The organism is Rhizobium brockwellii (assembly GCF_000769405.2).
Classification (GTDB): domain Bacteria; phylum Pseudomonadota; class Alphaproteobacteria; order Rhizobiales; family Rhizobiaceae; genus Rhizobium; species Rhizobium brockwellii.
This window is the reverse complement of the sequence record NZ_CP053439.1, coordinates 2,270,929-2,284,603: the sequence shown is the minus strand read 5'-3', so window position 1 is coordinate 2,284,603 and position 13,675 is coordinate 2,270,929. Positions and strand designations below refer to the sequence as shown.

The 13,675-nt window shown below is 61.6% G+C and carries 14 protein-coding genes; 7 read left to right on the top strand and 7 right to left on the bottom strand.

The annotated features are described in order from the left end of the window. Positions 1-10: 10 nt before the first annotated feature. Positions 11-961 (top strand): sugar-binding transcriptional regulator, encoded by a 951-nt coding sequence (locus tag RLCC275e_RS11420; RefSeq protein WP_033182317.1) that lies wholly within the window; start codon positions 11-13, stop codon positions 959-961. Positions 962-986: 25 nt separating this feature from the next. On the opposite strand, the gene RLCC275e_RS11415 is transcribed toward RLCC275e_RS11420, so the two are convergent. From RLCC275e_RS11415 to RLCC275e_RS11405, 3 genes are read right to left on the bottom strand one after another with little or no spacing between them, the layout of a single operon-like run. Next, a complete protein-coding gene (locus RLCC275e_RS11415) occupies positions 987-1,739 on the bottom strand; it encodes an ABC transporter ATP-binding protein (protein WP_033182318.1) in 753 nt (250 codons plus the stop codon). Beyond that, the gene (locus RLCC275e_RS11410; RefSeq protein WP_033182319.1) at positions 1,733-2,803 is read right to left on the bottom strand and encodes a FecCD family ABC transporter permease; all 1,071 of its coding nucleotides are present in this window, start codon (positions 2,801-2,803) and stop codon (positions 1,733-1,735) included. Before RLCC275e_RS11410 ends, RLCC275e_RS11415 begins: the two co-directional genes overlap by 7 nt. 6 nt (positions 2,804-2,809) lie before the next feature. Continuing rightward, complete coding sequence (locus tag RLCC275e_RS11405; protein WP_033182320.1) at positions 2,810-3,946, bottom strand: ABC transporter substrate-binding protein; 1,137 nt, start codon at positions 3,944-3,946, stop codon at positions 2,810-2,812. A 115-nt stretch (positions 3,947-4,061) separates the two neighbouring features. On the opposite strand from RLCC275e_RS11405, the gene RLCC275e_RS11400 reads away from it, so the two are divergent. Then, positions 4,062-4,847: a class I SAM-dependent methyltransferase gene (locus RLCC275e_RS11400; RefSeq protein WP_033182321.1), complete on the top strand. Its 786-nt coding sequence runs from the start codon at positions 4,062-4,064 to the stop codon at positions 4,845-4,847. Between the two features lie 277 nt (positions 4,848-5,124). Here the strand turns inward: RLCC275e_RS11400 and moaA are convergent, their stop codons facing one another. Further along, a complete protein-coding gene (moaA, locus tag RLCC275e_RS11395; protein ID WP_033182322.1) occupies positions 5,125-6,171 on the bottom strand; it encodes a GTP 3',8-cyclase MoaA in 1,047 nt (348 codons plus the stop codon). Positions 6,172-6,307: 136 nt separating this feature from the next. Between moaA and RLCC275e_RS11390 the strand changes: the two genes are divergently transcribed. Together RLCC275e_RS11390 and RLCC275e_RS11385 are read left to right on the top strand one after the other, a co-directional pair. Next, positions 6,308-6,682 carry a gamma-butyrobetaine hydroxylase family protein gene (locus tag RLCC275e_RS11390; RefSeq protein WP_032980674.1) on the top strand — a complete coding sequence of 125 codons (375 nt, stop codon included), beginning with the start codon at positions 6,308-6,310 and terminating at the stop codon, positions 6,680-6,682. Between the two features lie 62 nt (positions 6,683-6,744). Continuing rightward, the gene (locus tag RLCC275e_RS11385; RefSeq protein WP_033182323.1) at positions 6,745-7,935 is read left to right on the top strand and encodes a low temperature requirement protein A; all 1,191 of its coding nucleotides are present in this window, start codon (positions 6,745-6,747) and stop codon (positions 7,933-7,935) included. 3 nt (positions 7,936-7,938) lie between these two features. On the opposite strand, the gene RLCC275e_RS11380 is transcribed toward RLCC275e_RS11385, so the two are convergent. Continuing rightward, positions 7,939-8,406: a MarR family winged helix-turn-helix transcriptional regulator gene (locus RLCC275e_RS11380; RefSeq protein ID WP_033182324.1), complete on the bottom strand. Its 468-nt coding sequence runs from the start codon at positions 8,404-8,406 to the stop codon at positions 7,939-7,941. A 47-nt stretch (positions 8,407-8,453) separates the two neighbouring features. On the opposite strand from RLCC275e_RS11380, the gene RLCC275e_RS11375 reads away from it, so the two are divergent. Beyond that, on the top strand, positions 8,454-9,434 hold the full coding sequence (locus RLCC275e_RS11375; protein WP_033182325.1) for an alpha/beta hydrolase: 981 nt from the start codon (positions 8,454-8,456) through the stop codon (positions 9,432-9,434). A 37-nt stretch (positions 9,435-9,471) separates the two neighbouring features. Further along, a complete protein-coding gene (locus RLCC275e_RS11370) occupies positions 9,472-10,083 on the top strand; it encodes a pyridoxamine 5'-phosphate oxidase family protein (RefSeq protein ID WP_033182326.1) in 612 nt (203 codons plus the stop codon). 208 nt (positions 10,084-10,291) lie between these two features. Here the strand turns inward: RLCC275e_RS11370 and RLCC275e_RS11365 are convergent, their stop codons facing one another. Next, entirely contained in the window at positions 10,292-11,359 is a 1,068-nt protein-coding gene (locus tag RLCC275e_RS11365; protein WP_033182327.1) for a GGDEF domain-containing protein, read from the bottom strand. 347 nt (positions 11,360-11,706) lie between these two features. Between RLCC275e_RS11365 and RLCC275e_RS11360 the strand changes: the two genes are divergently transcribed. Beyond that, on the top strand, positions 11,707-11,913 hold the full coding sequence (locus RLCC275e_RS11360; protein WP_033182328.1) for a hypothetical protein: 207 nt from the start codon (positions 11,707-11,709) through the stop codon (positions 11,911-11,913). 25 nt (positions 11,914-11,938) lie between these two features. Here the strand turns inward: RLCC275e_RS11360 and RLCC275e_RS11355 are convergent, their stop codons facing one another. Further along, a complete protein-coding gene (locus RLCC275e_RS11355; protein WP_033182329.1) occupies positions 11,939-13,546 on the bottom strand; it encodes a fumarate hydratase in 1,608 nt (535 codons plus the stop codon). Between the last annotated feature and the right edge of the window lie 129 nt (positions 13,547-13,675).

Below are 13,675 nucleotides of genomic sequence, written 5' to 3'. Positions count from 1 at the left end.
AGGATTAGCGATGACTCGCCTCAATGAACTCCGCCTCATCTCAAGGGTCGCCCAGATGTACCACTTGGAGGGACGGCGACAGGCGGAGATCGCACAGCACCTTCGTCTGTCGCAGGCGACGGTGTCGCGCATGCTCAAGCGTGCCGAGGCCGAAGATATTGTGCGAACCAGCGTGACCCCTCCCGTTGGCACCTACAGCGAGCTTGAGAGCGCACTTCGCGAGAAATATGATTTGCCGGAGGCGATCGTCGTTGAGTGTACGGAAGATCGGGACGGAGCCATCATGGCCCGTATCGGAGAGGCAGCGGCTCATCTCTTGGAAGTGACGCTTGCGCCAGGGGAGATCATCGGCGTTTCGAGTTGGAGCCAGACCATCTCCAAGATGGTCGAGAACATTCATCCCCTGAAGAGCGCTCAGGCGAAATACGTCGTCCAAACCCTTGGAGGCATGGGCGATCCTTCAGTGCAGACGCATGCGACGCAGCTTACCACGCGGCTTGCTCGGCTGACCGGCGCTGAGCCAAAACTGCTCGCTGTGCAAGGCGTTACGACGTCCAGAGAGGCAAAATTTCTTATGCAGGCCGATCCATACGTTCGGGAGACGATGGACTTGTTCGGCAGCATAACGCTTGCGATCGTCGGAATCGGAGCAGTCGAGCCGTCCGAACTTCTCGCACGGTCCGGCAACATCTTTTCGTCTCGCGAACTCTCTGATCTCGCGGAAGCGGGAGCCGTCGGCGATATCTCACTTCGCTTCTTCGATAAAAACGGCAAGCCGGTCAAGACACCCCTGGACGACCGGGTCATAGGCCTTCCACTTGAGGATCTCGAACGGGTGGACCGGGTCATTGCTCTTGCTGGCGGGTCCAAAAAGATCGAGGCTATCGCAGGCGCGCTGCGCGTGGGGGTGATCGACATGCTTGTTACGGACAAGTTTACCGCGCAGCGATTGATCGACTGACGGGGCAGACTGATTTTTGGCAGCCTCAATGCGCTGTCCCATCGACGATCACGTGGTCGTGGTCAAGCGAGCATTTCTCCACCCGGGCCTCGACCCTGTAGATCTCCCGCAGCATCTCGGCGGTGACGACGTCGCGGGGGGTGCCGCAGGCGTGCATGCGGCCGTTGGCGATGACGAGGACTTTGTCGGCGAAGCGGAGCGCCTGGTTGAGGTCGTGAATGGCGATCAGCACGATCATGCCCTTGGTGCGGGCCTGGCGGCGCATGAAATCGAGGACCTCGACCTGGCGGTGAAGATCGAGCGCGCTGGTTGGCTCGTCCATCAGCATGATCTCCGGTTCGCGGACCAGGGCCTGGGCGATGGAGACGAGTTGGCGCTGGCCGCCGGAAAGCGCGCCGAGATCGCGGAAGGCGATGGCTGACATATCGAGCGCCTTCATGATCTCGTCGATGAAGCGCAGGTCACTGTCACTGACGGCCCAGGATTGGCCCTGCTTGCGGGCAAGCAGGATAGATTCGTAGACCGTCAGCACCGCGTTTGCCGAGGTATCCTGAGGCATGTAGCTGATGGCGTTTTTTGTCTTCGACCCTTCAACGACGACATGGCCCGGCCCCTTGAGCAGGCCGGTGATGCGCTTGAAAAGCGTCGACTTGCCGGCGGCATTCGGGCCGATCACTGCGACGACCTCGCCCGATGTCATCACCGGCGTCGTCACGTCTTCGACGAAGAGCTTGCGCCCGTGATAGGCGCCGACGGACTGCAACTGAAGCGCTACCACGACCGGCTCCTGTTCGAGAGGATGAGCGAAAAGAAGAAGGGCACGCCGACCAGGGCGGTAATGATGCCGATCGGGAAGACGACACCTGGGATGATCGACTTCGAGACGATCGAGGTCAGCGAGAGGAGCAGCGCGCCCGACAGGATCGAGCCCGGCAGGAAGAAACGCTGGTCCTCGCCGAGGATCATGCGTGATATATGCGGCCCGACGAGGCCGACGAAACCGATCGTGCCGACGAAGCTGACGGGTATTGCGGCAAGCAACGAGACCACAAGCATGGTTTCCAGCCGGATGCGGCGGACATTGACGCCGAAGCTCGCGGCCTTGTCCTCGCCAAGGCGGATGGCGGTCAGCGCCCAGGCATTGCGGGCAAAGAGCGGCAGCGCCATCAGCAGGACGGCGAGCGTCACCCAGATCTTCGGCCAGGTGGCCTTGGTGAGGCTGCCCATTGTCCAGAAGACGACAGCCGACAGCGCCTGTTCGGAGGCGAGATATTGCAGGAAGGCGAGAGCTGCATTGAAGGTGAAGACCAGCGCGATGCCGAGCAACACCACCGTCTGCACCGAGACGCCGCGGGCCTGCGAGACGAAATGGATGAAGAGCGTGGCGATCAGCGCCATGATGAAGGCATTGACCGGCACCAGTAGCCCGGCTGCTACAGGCAGAAGCGGAACGCTGGTGACGATCGCCAGGGCGGCACCGAAGCTTGCCGCCGCTGAAATGCCGAGTGTGAACGGGCTGGCGAGCGGATTTGCGAGGATCGTCTGCATCTGCGCGCCGGCGACGGAGAGCGAGGCGCCGACGACGATCGCCATCACGGCAACCGGCATCCGGATGTCCCAGACGACGGCGCGGATCTGATCCGAAACGGAGGAAGGGTCGAAGAGGGCGGAGACGACCTCGCCGAGACTATAGCGGGCCGGCCCCCAGGCGAGATCGACCGCGAAGGACAGACAAAGCACTGCCGTCATGGCAAAAAGGATCAGAAGCTTGCGCCGGGCGAGGGCGCGGTAGCGCTCCCTCCCGGCTTCGGCTTCTATCGATATGGCGGCGATCTCGGCCATGTCGGATTACTGACCCGCCTTGGCGTCGACCCAGTAACCTGGCTGATAGGCGACCGGCAGGAATTTTTCGTGGAATTCCTTGAAGGTGGCATCGGGATCGAGATCGGCAAAGAGGTTCGGATGGAACCACTTGGCCAGCTGCTGCACGGCGACGAACTGGTAGGGGCTGGTATAGAACTGGTGCCAGATCGCATGGACATTGCCGCCGGCAACCGCCCTGGAGCCGGTGAAGGCAGGGTTTTCCATCAGCGTGTTCAGCGCCTTGCGGCCGTCGTCGAAGGTGGCTGCCGCATTCGGGCCGACATTCACAAAATCTTTGGCATTCTTGGTCTGGCTCCAGTTGGAGCCGGTGACGACGATGACGTCAGGATTGGAGGCGACGACCTGCTCGGCATTGATCGAGCCGGTATAGCCCGGCAGGAAATCGGAGCCGAGATTGTGGCCGCCGGCCCAATCGACCATCAGGCCGAAATTGTCGGGGCCGAAGGTGCCGCAGCATTCGACCAGGCCTGCGGCGCGGTACATGAAGACATTCGGCTTCGGAGGATTGGCGGCCTTCAGTCTGTCGGTGACGCGGGCCATCTGCTCTTTCCAGAAGCTGGCGACGGCTTCGGCGCGGTCTTCATGGCCGAAGATCTGGCCGAGGATCTTCAGGCTCGGCTCGGTGTTGGCGAGAATGTGCTCGCGGAAATCGATGTAGACGATCTTCACGCCGATTCCGTTCAGCATGTCTTCGAGCTTCACCTCGTCGGCGGCCGCTTTGTTGCCGATCGGCAGCAGCAGCACATCGGGATGAAGCTTGACGACCGTCTCGGTCTGCAGCGTTCCGTCGGTCAGGTTGCCCAGAAAGGGCAGGTCCTTGCCCTTCGGAAACTTCTCGACATAGGCGTTGAAGCCGTCCTTATCGGTGGTCCAGAGATCGTTGCGCCAGCCGACGATCTTGGCGAAGGGATCTTCCTTCTCGATCGGCGCGACGGCGTAGAGCATGCGGCCTTCCCCAAGGATCACACGCTCGACCGGCTTGTCGAAGGTCACTTCACGGTCGGCCACATCCTTGACGGTGAAGGACTGCGCCCAAGCCGAAAGCGGCAATAGGCTCGCAATCGCCGCTGCGGAGACTGCGAGTATTTTCACGAAATTCATCTGGAAATTCCCCCGAGGTCTGAATAATGTCCGCAGGCATAAGAAATATGACTTTATGAATCAAGTTCTATGTTTTAGAGCGTTTCCAAACTGATCCGATGCCGGGGTGCCTCACATGAATTCCATGAATACGAACTACTCCATCCGCGATGAAATCCGCGATTTCTGGTCGGAACGGGCGGCGACCTTCGACCAGAGCGTCGGTCATGAAATCTTTTCGGAAGCGGAGCGCAAAGGCTGGCAGCGGCTGATCAGAAAACATCTCGGCGAGGGGCAAGGGCGAGCGGCGCTCGATCTTGCCTGCGGCACCGCCGTCATCTCGCATCTGATGCACGGCGCCGGCTTTGCGGTCACCGGCCTCGACTGGTCGGATGCGATGCTGGCACAGGCGCGCGCCAAGGCGAAGAAGCGTGGCACCGATATCCGCTTCGTGTCCGGCGACGCCGAAAACACGATGGAGCCACGGGAAAGCTACGACGTCATTACCAACCGGCATCTCGTCTGGACGCTGGTGGACCCAGCTTCCGCCTTCAAGGAATGGTTCGCGGTGCTGAAGCCGGGCGGCAAGGTGCTGATCCTCGACGGCAATATGGGCAAGGAAACCTGGGTGAAGGGGTTGCAGAAGCTCTGGACGAAGGTGACCGGCAAGCCGGCGGCAAGCCACATGACGCCGGAGATGATGGCCCGGCACCAGAAGATCCGCTCACGCGTGCATTTCTCCAGCCAGATGCCGGCCGAAGCAGTCGTCGATCTTCTGCGCCAAGCCGGATTTACGGATATTGTCGTCGACCGCAAGCTCAGCGATATTCATTGGGCGCAGGCGCGCAAGATGCCGTTTTTGCGCGGGCTGGAGCGGATGGTGCAGGAGCGGTTTGCGATTTGTGCGCGTAAGCCTGGGTGATGGGGATCCGGCTCCCTCTTCTCCCCGACGGGGAGAAGATGCCCGTCAGGGCAGATGAGGGGGTGAGCGGCGAAGCCGCGAATGCGCTGAGCGCAAGCGCAGGGCAATGAAGGTTGTGCCGTGCGGCCCCCTCATCCGACCCTGCGGGCCACCTTCTCCCCGCTGGGGAGAAGAGGGAAATTGCCGCACCGTATCCCGGCCCTTCGCTTGAGCTCAGGGCGTTCGGCGCTGCGATCGATTCACTGGATCGATCGCTCCCGCTTTGCGGGACCGCGCCTTACCCTCCGGTGACACTCATATGCCGCGCGACTGCTGGGCGATTATGCGTGCGGTCGATGATGAAGTCGTGGCCCTTCGGCTTGCGGGTGATGGCCTCGTCGATGGCGGCGTGGAGGAGGGCGTCGTCTTCGGTGGCGCGGAGGCTCGCGCGGAGATCGGCGGCGTCGTTCTGGCCGAGGCACATGTAGAGCGTGCCGGTGCAGGTGAGGCGGACGCGGTTGCAGCTCTCGCAGAAATTATGGGTCATCGGCGTGATGAAGCCGAGGCGGCCACCGGTTTCCTCGACCCTGACGTAACGCGCCGGGCCGCCGGTCTGGTAATCGATGTCAGCAAGGGTGAACTGGTCTTCGAGATCAGCGCGCAGTTTCGAAAGCGGCAGGTACTGGTCGGTGCGGTCTTCTTCGATCTCACCCATCGGCATGGTTTCGATGACGGTGAGATCCATGCCGCGGCCATGGGCGAAGCGCAGCAGCTCCGGCATCTCGGCATCGTTGAAATCCTTCAGCGCCACGGCGTTGAGCTTGATCTTCAACCCTGCCTTTTGAGCTGCGTCGATGCCTTCCATGACCTTGGCGAAATCGCCCCAGCGGGTGATCTTGCGGAACTTGTCGGGGTCGAGCGTATCCAGCGAGACGTTGATCCGGCGCACGCCGCAATCATAGAGCTCCTCGGCATGGCGCGAAAGCTGCGAGCCGTTGGTGGTCAGCGTCAATTCGTCGAGGCCGGAGCCGATCTTCTGGCCGAGCTGGCGAACCAGATACATGATGTTCTTGCGCACCAGGGGCTCGCCGCCGGTCAGCCTGATCTTGCCGACACCCTTGGCGATGAAGGCGGAACAGAGCCGGTCGAGCTCTTCCAGCGTCAAGAGATCCTTCTTGGGCAGGAAGGTCATATTCTCCGCCATGCAATAGGTGCAGCGGAAATCGCAGCGGTCGGTGACGGAGACGCGGAGATAGGTGACCGCCCGCCCGAAGGGGTCGATCATCGGATGTGCATCCGCTACCAGCGGCAATGCATCGCCTATCGTTCCGACTCTGGTGTTCACCTGTATCTCCGTACTCTCTTCAATGTGGGCATATGCTGTTGTCGCGTCAAGGGAAACAGCCCGCGCGAGCATGCCAATTTCAGCTTGCGCTGAAAAAGATCAGCGCCTACTCCTCGCATGAGAAGAGGACAAAATGATGAGCGATATCTGGCCGAGCGAACTTCGCGTCTCGAAAGACAGGCAGCGGCTGGTGGTGACCTTCAACGACGGCCAGAGCTTCGACCTGTCAGCCGAACTCTTGCGCGTGCTGTCGCCCTCGGCCGAGGTGCAGGGCCATGGGCCGGGGCAGAAGGTGACGGTGCCGGGCAAACGCAATGTTGCGATCATCTCGATGATGCCGACCGGCAATTACGCAGTCCGGATCGGCTTTGACGACATGCACGATACCGGCATCTACACCTGGACCTATCTGCGCGAGCTCGGCGAACGGGGCGCGGAACTGTTTTCGGCCTATGAGGACGAGCTCAGCGAAAAGGGCATGAACCGCGACACGGCGGAGAAGCCGCGCTGACGCTCACGAGCGCGCCGCTATCAGCTTCAACAGACTCATAATTCCAGCCATCGGGGGGCCATATGGCGAAAACGAACGGAAAGAACTGGCTGCGCGCCAAGGGCAGCGCCAGCGGCAACAAGGTGACCTTCCTCGAACTGTTCTTCGACCTGGTCTTCGTCTTTTCGATCTCGCAGCTCTCGCATGCGCTCGCCGCCCACTACACGCCGCTCGGTGCCGCCGAAGCGGCGCTGATGACCTTCGCCGTCTGGTGGGTGTGGATTTTCACCGCCTGGGTGACGAACTGGCTCGATCCGGACAAGATGCCGGTGCGCGGCATGCTGGTGGCGCTGATGATGCTCGGGCTGCTGCTGTCTGCCTCCATTCCCGAGGCCTTCGGCGACAAGGGCCTGCTGTTTGCCGGCGCCTATGTGGCGATGCAGGTCGGGCGCTCGTTGTTTACGACCTATGCGATGACGCGCGTCGACCGCGCCAATACGCTGAATTTCGTCCGCATCACCGCCTGGCTCGTGGCAGCAGGCGTCTTCTGGATCGCCGGCGGGCTGCTCGAGCATGAAGCCCGGCTGATCGCCTGGGTGATAGCGCTTGCGATCGAATATGCCGGGCCGGCCGCGGGCTTTGCCGTGCCGGGGCTCGGCCGCTCGACGGCGCGGGACTGGGATGTTTCTGGCGCGCACATGGCGGAGCGCTGCGCACTCTTCGTGATCATCTGCCTCGGCGAAGCGATCCTGGTGTCCGGCCGCACCTTTGCGGAGCTGCCGTTCTCAGGACTGACCAGCGCCGTCTTCGTCACCGGTTTCATCGGCACGGTCGCCATGTGGTGGCTCTACTTCCGCTTCGGCCACGGGCGCGCTGCCCACCGTATCGAGCATGAAGAGACGCCGGGAAGCTTGGCGCGGCAGGCCTTCACCTATGGGCATATCCCTATCCTCGCCGGCATCATCGTCCATGCGGTGGCGGTCGAGTTCATGTTCTCGCATCCGCACGAAACCGGTGATCTCGGCATCGCCGCAGCTGTGCTCGGCGGCTCCGGCCTGTTCCTGATCGGCAATCTCTGGTTCAAGGGCGCGACCAGCGGGCGAATGCCGCTCTCGCATCTCGCCGGCCTGGTGCTTTTGATCCTGCTTGCCTTTGTCGCGCCCTTCATCGAGGTCTATCTGATGGGCATTCTGGCGACGCTGGTGCTGATCGTCGTCGCCGCCTGGGAATATCGCTCCCTGACGGGCACGGAGGCAGCGCCGACGCTGCATTGAACATCAGTCTTCGTCGCGCAGATCTTTCAGCAGCACAGTGATGATCCGCTCCATCGAATCGGCAGTCGCCATGCATTGCTCTATCGGCTCATCCGACAGCACGCGGTCGATGAGGCCGGTCTGGATGGCCATGGCTTCCTCACTTAGCTTCCGACCTTCTGGCGTCAAATAGAGGCGCAGCACGCGCTTGTCGCGCTCGTCATCGCGGCGAAGGATCAGACCGCGCTTCTCCATGTGCGGCAAGAGCATGCTCATATTGGAGCGGCCGACCAGCAGCTTGCGCGCCAGCTCCTGCTGCGAGATTCCTTCGAAACGGTAGAGATTGACCAGGATATCGAGGTGCGGCGGCTTGATGTCGAGATCGGCAAGCGAGCGGGCCAGGGATTGTTGCATCAGCTGGCAGGCGCGAGCCACCGCGATCCAGCTGCGAAAACGCGGATGATCCCAGGGAAGGGATTGATTTTTGTTCATCGTTGTACTTTATTGTTCAGTGTTGAACAGTCTTTTGGAATCCCACTATGGCAAACTTTGCGCTTGACGTCACCCGCCTCGGGTTTTCGGCTCTACAGGCAGTTTCGCCTGATCTGGCAGGCAGAGCGGCGTTCCAGCTGTTCTGCCGGACACCGTCGCCGCGGCCAAGTGGAGCCAAGGCGAAGGCGGCGCATGCGGCAGGTGCGGCCCTGCTTGCCAGCGCCGAACGCTTCACCCTCAGGCTTGGCGGCGGGCTCCAAGCGCATGCCTGTCGGCTGAACGGCGGGGCGAGGGGCAAACGCAAGCGCTACCTGGTGACGCATGGTTGGGGCTCCAGCGCCGCATATATGGCCGAGCTCGTCTCGATGCTTTCAGCAACGGGAGCGGAGGTCGTGGCGCTCGATTTTCCCGGCCACGGTCGTTCCGGCGGACGCTTCCTGCATATGGGGCTGGCGGTGGAAACGATCGCGGCGGCGCAGACGCGCTTCGGCGCCTTCGACGCGGTGATTGGCCATTCCTTCGGCGGTGCGGCACTGATGGTTTCGGCCGTGGGCCTGTTGCCCGGTGTGGCACCCGTCACCGCGGAGAGACTGGCGCTGATCGGCGCGCCGAGCGAAATGGCCTGGCTGTTTACCGATTTCGGTCGGATGGTCGGTCTTCGCCCTGCGGCGCAAGCGGCACTGGAGAATGAGGTCCATCGCGTCACCGGACGGAGACTTGAGGATTTCGACGTCGGCGGGGCTGCGGGCGGCATCGGCCGGCCGGTGCTCGTCATCCATGCTGAGGACGATAAGGAAGTGTCGCCTCTCCATGCCAGGCGCTATGGCGCGGCGGGCGAGAGCGTTCGGCTCCTCTGGGCGAACGGTTTCGGCCACCGGCGGATCATCGGCGCCGAAGCGGTTCTTGCCGCGATAGCGGCGTTTCTCGACGGCGATCGGGGCGTGGGTGAAGTGCCCGATGAAAGCATCAAAAAAGATGCGGAGATCATTCCGTTTTTTGAGCTTCCGGCAAGGCGCGCGGCATTGTAGCGTCCGTCGCGAAGATCAAGCCGCGGCGGGACGCCTCATGAAAATCATCAGCAGCATCGAAGAGCTCAATACGATTTATGGCGCCGGCCTGTCGCCGGCCTCCGTCACCAAGGTGACGAAGCAATTGACCCCCCTCTATCGGGAGATGATCGAGATTTCGCCGTTTGCGGCGCTTGCGACCGTCGGGCCGGAGGGTCTCGACTGCTCGCCGCGCGGTGATCTTGGCGGCGTGGTGCGCGTCGCCGACGACGAGACGCTGCATCTGCCGGATTGGCGCGGCAACAACCGCGTCGATTCGCTCTCCAACATCGTGCGCGATCCGCGCTTGGCGCTGATGTTCCTGATCCCGGGTTCGAACACGACGATGCGCATCAACGGCCGCGGCGTCGTCTCCGATGACGAGGCGCTGCTTTCGAGCTTCGAGATGGACGGCAAACATCCCCGCACCGTCGTCGTCATTTCGATCGACGAGGTCTATTTCCAATGCGCGCGCGCCGTGATGCGGGCCGAACTCTGGAATGAAGAACACTTCGCCGATCCGGCGAAGCTGCCGACGCCAGGGCAGATGCTGAAGGCCGCAACCGGCGATTTCGACCAGGAAACCTACGATCGGGAATGGCCGGGGCGGGCGGCGAAGACGATGTGGTAAAACGCCGTCATCTTGTTGTGACGGCTCAGTTTTTTGACAAACCTCGGCCTTTACTCGACGTCATCCTCGGCCTTGTGCCGAGGATCTGCTGCACCGGTTGCAGATGCTCGGGACAAGCCCGAGCATGACGAAAGAGGAGTTGGCCGGAGTGTCAGCAGCTTGTCGCCGTCACCTGTCGGTGACAGCGTGCGTGTGGCGTGGGAGGCCGTTACGTCTTATAAATCAGCCAACTCTTGGTGAAATCCTTTTGCATGCCGTCCTGATAGAGGATGGTGCAGTTGCGGCCGGCATTTTTGGCGCCGTAAAGGGCGATGTCGGTCTTGCTATAGAGTTCGCCGGCATCCCCGGCGCTGGAGGCCATGCAGATGCCGATCGAGACGGTGACCGGACCGTAATTCACCCGCGTACGGGAGTTTTTGAAGGGCGTCGTCTCCAGCGTGCGACGAATGCGCTCGGCGATCGCGGTCACTTCCTCGGGCGTGTTGCCGTCGACGATGAGGGCGAACTCCTCGCCGCCGGTGCGGGCAACGAAGATGTCACGGCGGACATTGCTGCGGATGACGGAAGCGACGGTGGCGAGCACCTTGTCGCCGACCGGATGGCCGTAGGTGTCGTTGATCTTCTTGAAATTGTCGATGTCGCAGAGCAGCAGCGCCGTCACCGGCCGCATGCTCGAATTGTCGAAGATGGCGGCGAGGCGGTCGTCGAAGGCGCGGCGGTTGGAAAGGCGAGTCAGCGAGTCGGTGTTGGCGATGCGCTTGTATTCGTCGAGTTCCTTGCGGACCTGATCCATCTCGTGCGAGCGCTGGACGACGTCCTCGACCGTGCGTTCGCCATGCGCCATGGTGTCGCCGGTCGCCTGGCTCAGGAGATCGATGGCGTTTTCGATCAGTTCGACGCTGGCGTTGCTCTTGGAGGTGATGCGCTTGTGGGTCTCGCCGAGCAGTCTGGTGTAGCTCTCGAGCGAACTCTGCTCCTGCCTGAGAATGCGCAGCAGGCCATCGAGTTCGCCTGATATGCGCGTATGGGCATCGTCGAAGACACGGGCCGGGCTGTGGGTGAAGTGCTGCGCGCCGAGCGCATCGAGTTCGGCCTGGGTCACCTGGCCGCCGAGGGCCGCAAGGTCGCGGGTGAGGGCTGGATTGGAGCCGATATAGGCCTCGTAGAAGAGTTGGTAATTGCGCGGTATCGGCGCGACGCCCATGGAGCGCATGGCATAGGTGATCTGACCCGCAACGTCGGGAACTGGCACCTTGGGCGCGACAGCCGTATTCATCCGGCGAACTCCTCATATATTCAAAGGCAATATTCTATTTGTTAGCTTAAATTTCTTGGGAAAAGATTAAAGCGATATATACCAAAGATTACATGCGACAAATGCCCCACGGGATAATACTTCGATCAGGCCTATGATTCTCCATGGAAAAACGTATGTTTAGTGAGACAGTGCATACTCGCTGAGCGGGTACAGCGTCTAAAAGACTTACAGTTCTTCTCTGCTGGAGACCGTATTCATCTTGTCGACAGCTGGTTTTGGCCGTTTCGTATTGCAGTCTCGACACTTTTGGGATCGTATTTTCTGCAACGAACCCGATCTTAGCCCACAAATCAGGGCGTGAAATCATGCAAACCTCCCGTCATATTTCTTTCGCCATCCTGACCTTCACCGTCCTTGCCGCCAGCGCCTTGCTGCTGGAGCACACCGGTTTCTTCGCCGGTGCTTTCCGAACGGAGATCCTGGCAAGGGTCGATGCCGGGGATGTGGTGAGCGTGGGCGAGGCGGTGACGGCGCGGAACATCAGTGCGTCGGACAAGGCGTCGGTCCGGTAGAACGGGCGGCAACGCAGCCTGCCCATCACCCCAAATTCAGCTCCTGGAAGAAATCATTGCCCTTGTCGTCGATGACGATGAAGGCAGGGAAGTCTTCGACTTCGATCTTCCAGACCGCTTCCATGCCGAGTTCGGGATATTCGAAGACTTCGACCTTGCGGATACAGTCCCGGGCAAGACGGGCGGCGGGGCCGCCGATGGAGCCCAAGTAAAAGCCGCCGTGTTTCTTGCAGGCCTCGCGCACGGCGCGCGAGCGGTTGCCCTTGGCGAGCATCACCATCGAGCCGCCGAAGGACTGGAACTGATCGACGTAACTGTCCATGCGGCCGGCCGTCGTCGGGCCGAAGGAACCGGAGGCGTAGCCGACCGGTGTCTTGGCCGGGCCGGCATAATAGACCGGGTGGTTTTTCAGGTAATCGGGCATGCCTTCGCCCTTTTCCAGCCGTTCGCGGATCTTGGCATGGGCGAGGTCGCGGGCGACGATGATGGTGCCCGACAGCGATAGGCGCGTCTTAACGGGGTGCCTGGAAAGTTCGGCAAGCACCTCGGCCATCGGCCGATTGAGATCGATGCGCACCGTCGATTCCGACAGTTTCGCCTCGTCGATTTCCGGCATGTATTTCGACGGATCGGTTTCGAGCTGCTCGACGAAGATGCCATCGCGGGTGATGCGGCCCTTGGCCTGACGGTCGGCGGAACAGGAGACGCCGAGGCCGATCGGCAGCGAGGCGCCGTGGCGGGGCAGGCGGATGACACGCACGTCATGACAGAAATACTTGCCGCCGAACTGGGCGCCGACGCCCATCTGCTGGGTCAGCCTGTGGATTTCCTTCTCCATCTCGATGTCGCGGAAGGCGTGGCCGCTCTCGGAACCTTCGGTCGGCAGCTCGTCGAGATAGCGGGTGGAGGCGAGCTTGACAGTCTTCAGGTTCATCTCGGCCGAGGTGCCGCCGATGACGATCGCCAGATGGTAGGGAGGACAGGCTGCCGTCCCTAAAGTCAGGATCTTCTCCTTAAGGAAGTCGATCATCCGGTCATGGGTCAGGAGCGAGGGCGTGCCCTGGTAAAGGAAGGTCTTGTTGGCCGAGCCGCCGCCCTTGGCGACGAACAGGAATTCGTAGGCGTCGGTGCCTTCCTCGTAGATGTCGATCTGGGCCGGCAGGTTGTTCCTGGTATTCTTCTCCTCGAACATTTTGACCGGCGCGAGCTGCGAGTAACGCAGGTTCTTCTTCTCGTAGGCGTCCATGACGCCGCGGGCGAGCGCTGCCGTATCCTCGCCCTCGGTCCAGACCCTCCGGCCTTTCTTGCCCATGATGATCGCCGTGCCGGTGTCCTGGCACATGGGCAGCACGCCGCCGGCTGATATATTGGCGTTCTTCAAGAGATCGTAGGCGACGAAACGGTCATTGTCGGTCGCTTCGGGATCGTCGAGGATCGAGGCGAGCTGTTTCAGGTGGCCGGGACGCAGCAGGTGGTTGATGTCGGCAAAGGCGGTTTCGGCCAGCAGGCGGATCCCCTCCGGCTCGACGGTCAGGATCTCCTGGCCCTTGAACGTGTCGACCGACACATGGTCGCCGCTGAGCTTGCGATAGGGGGTGGCATCCTTGCCGAGGGGAAAGAGATCGTCAGCCATCGAAGTGACCTTTCTGGTAGGGCGTCGCTAGATTGGAAGCGGTCTAAATCTGCCGTGGGGCAAAAGCAATCAGGATGCGCCGGAGTCTGGCAGGTTAAGCCATGGTCGCGCGTGCTGCATCACGCGCAT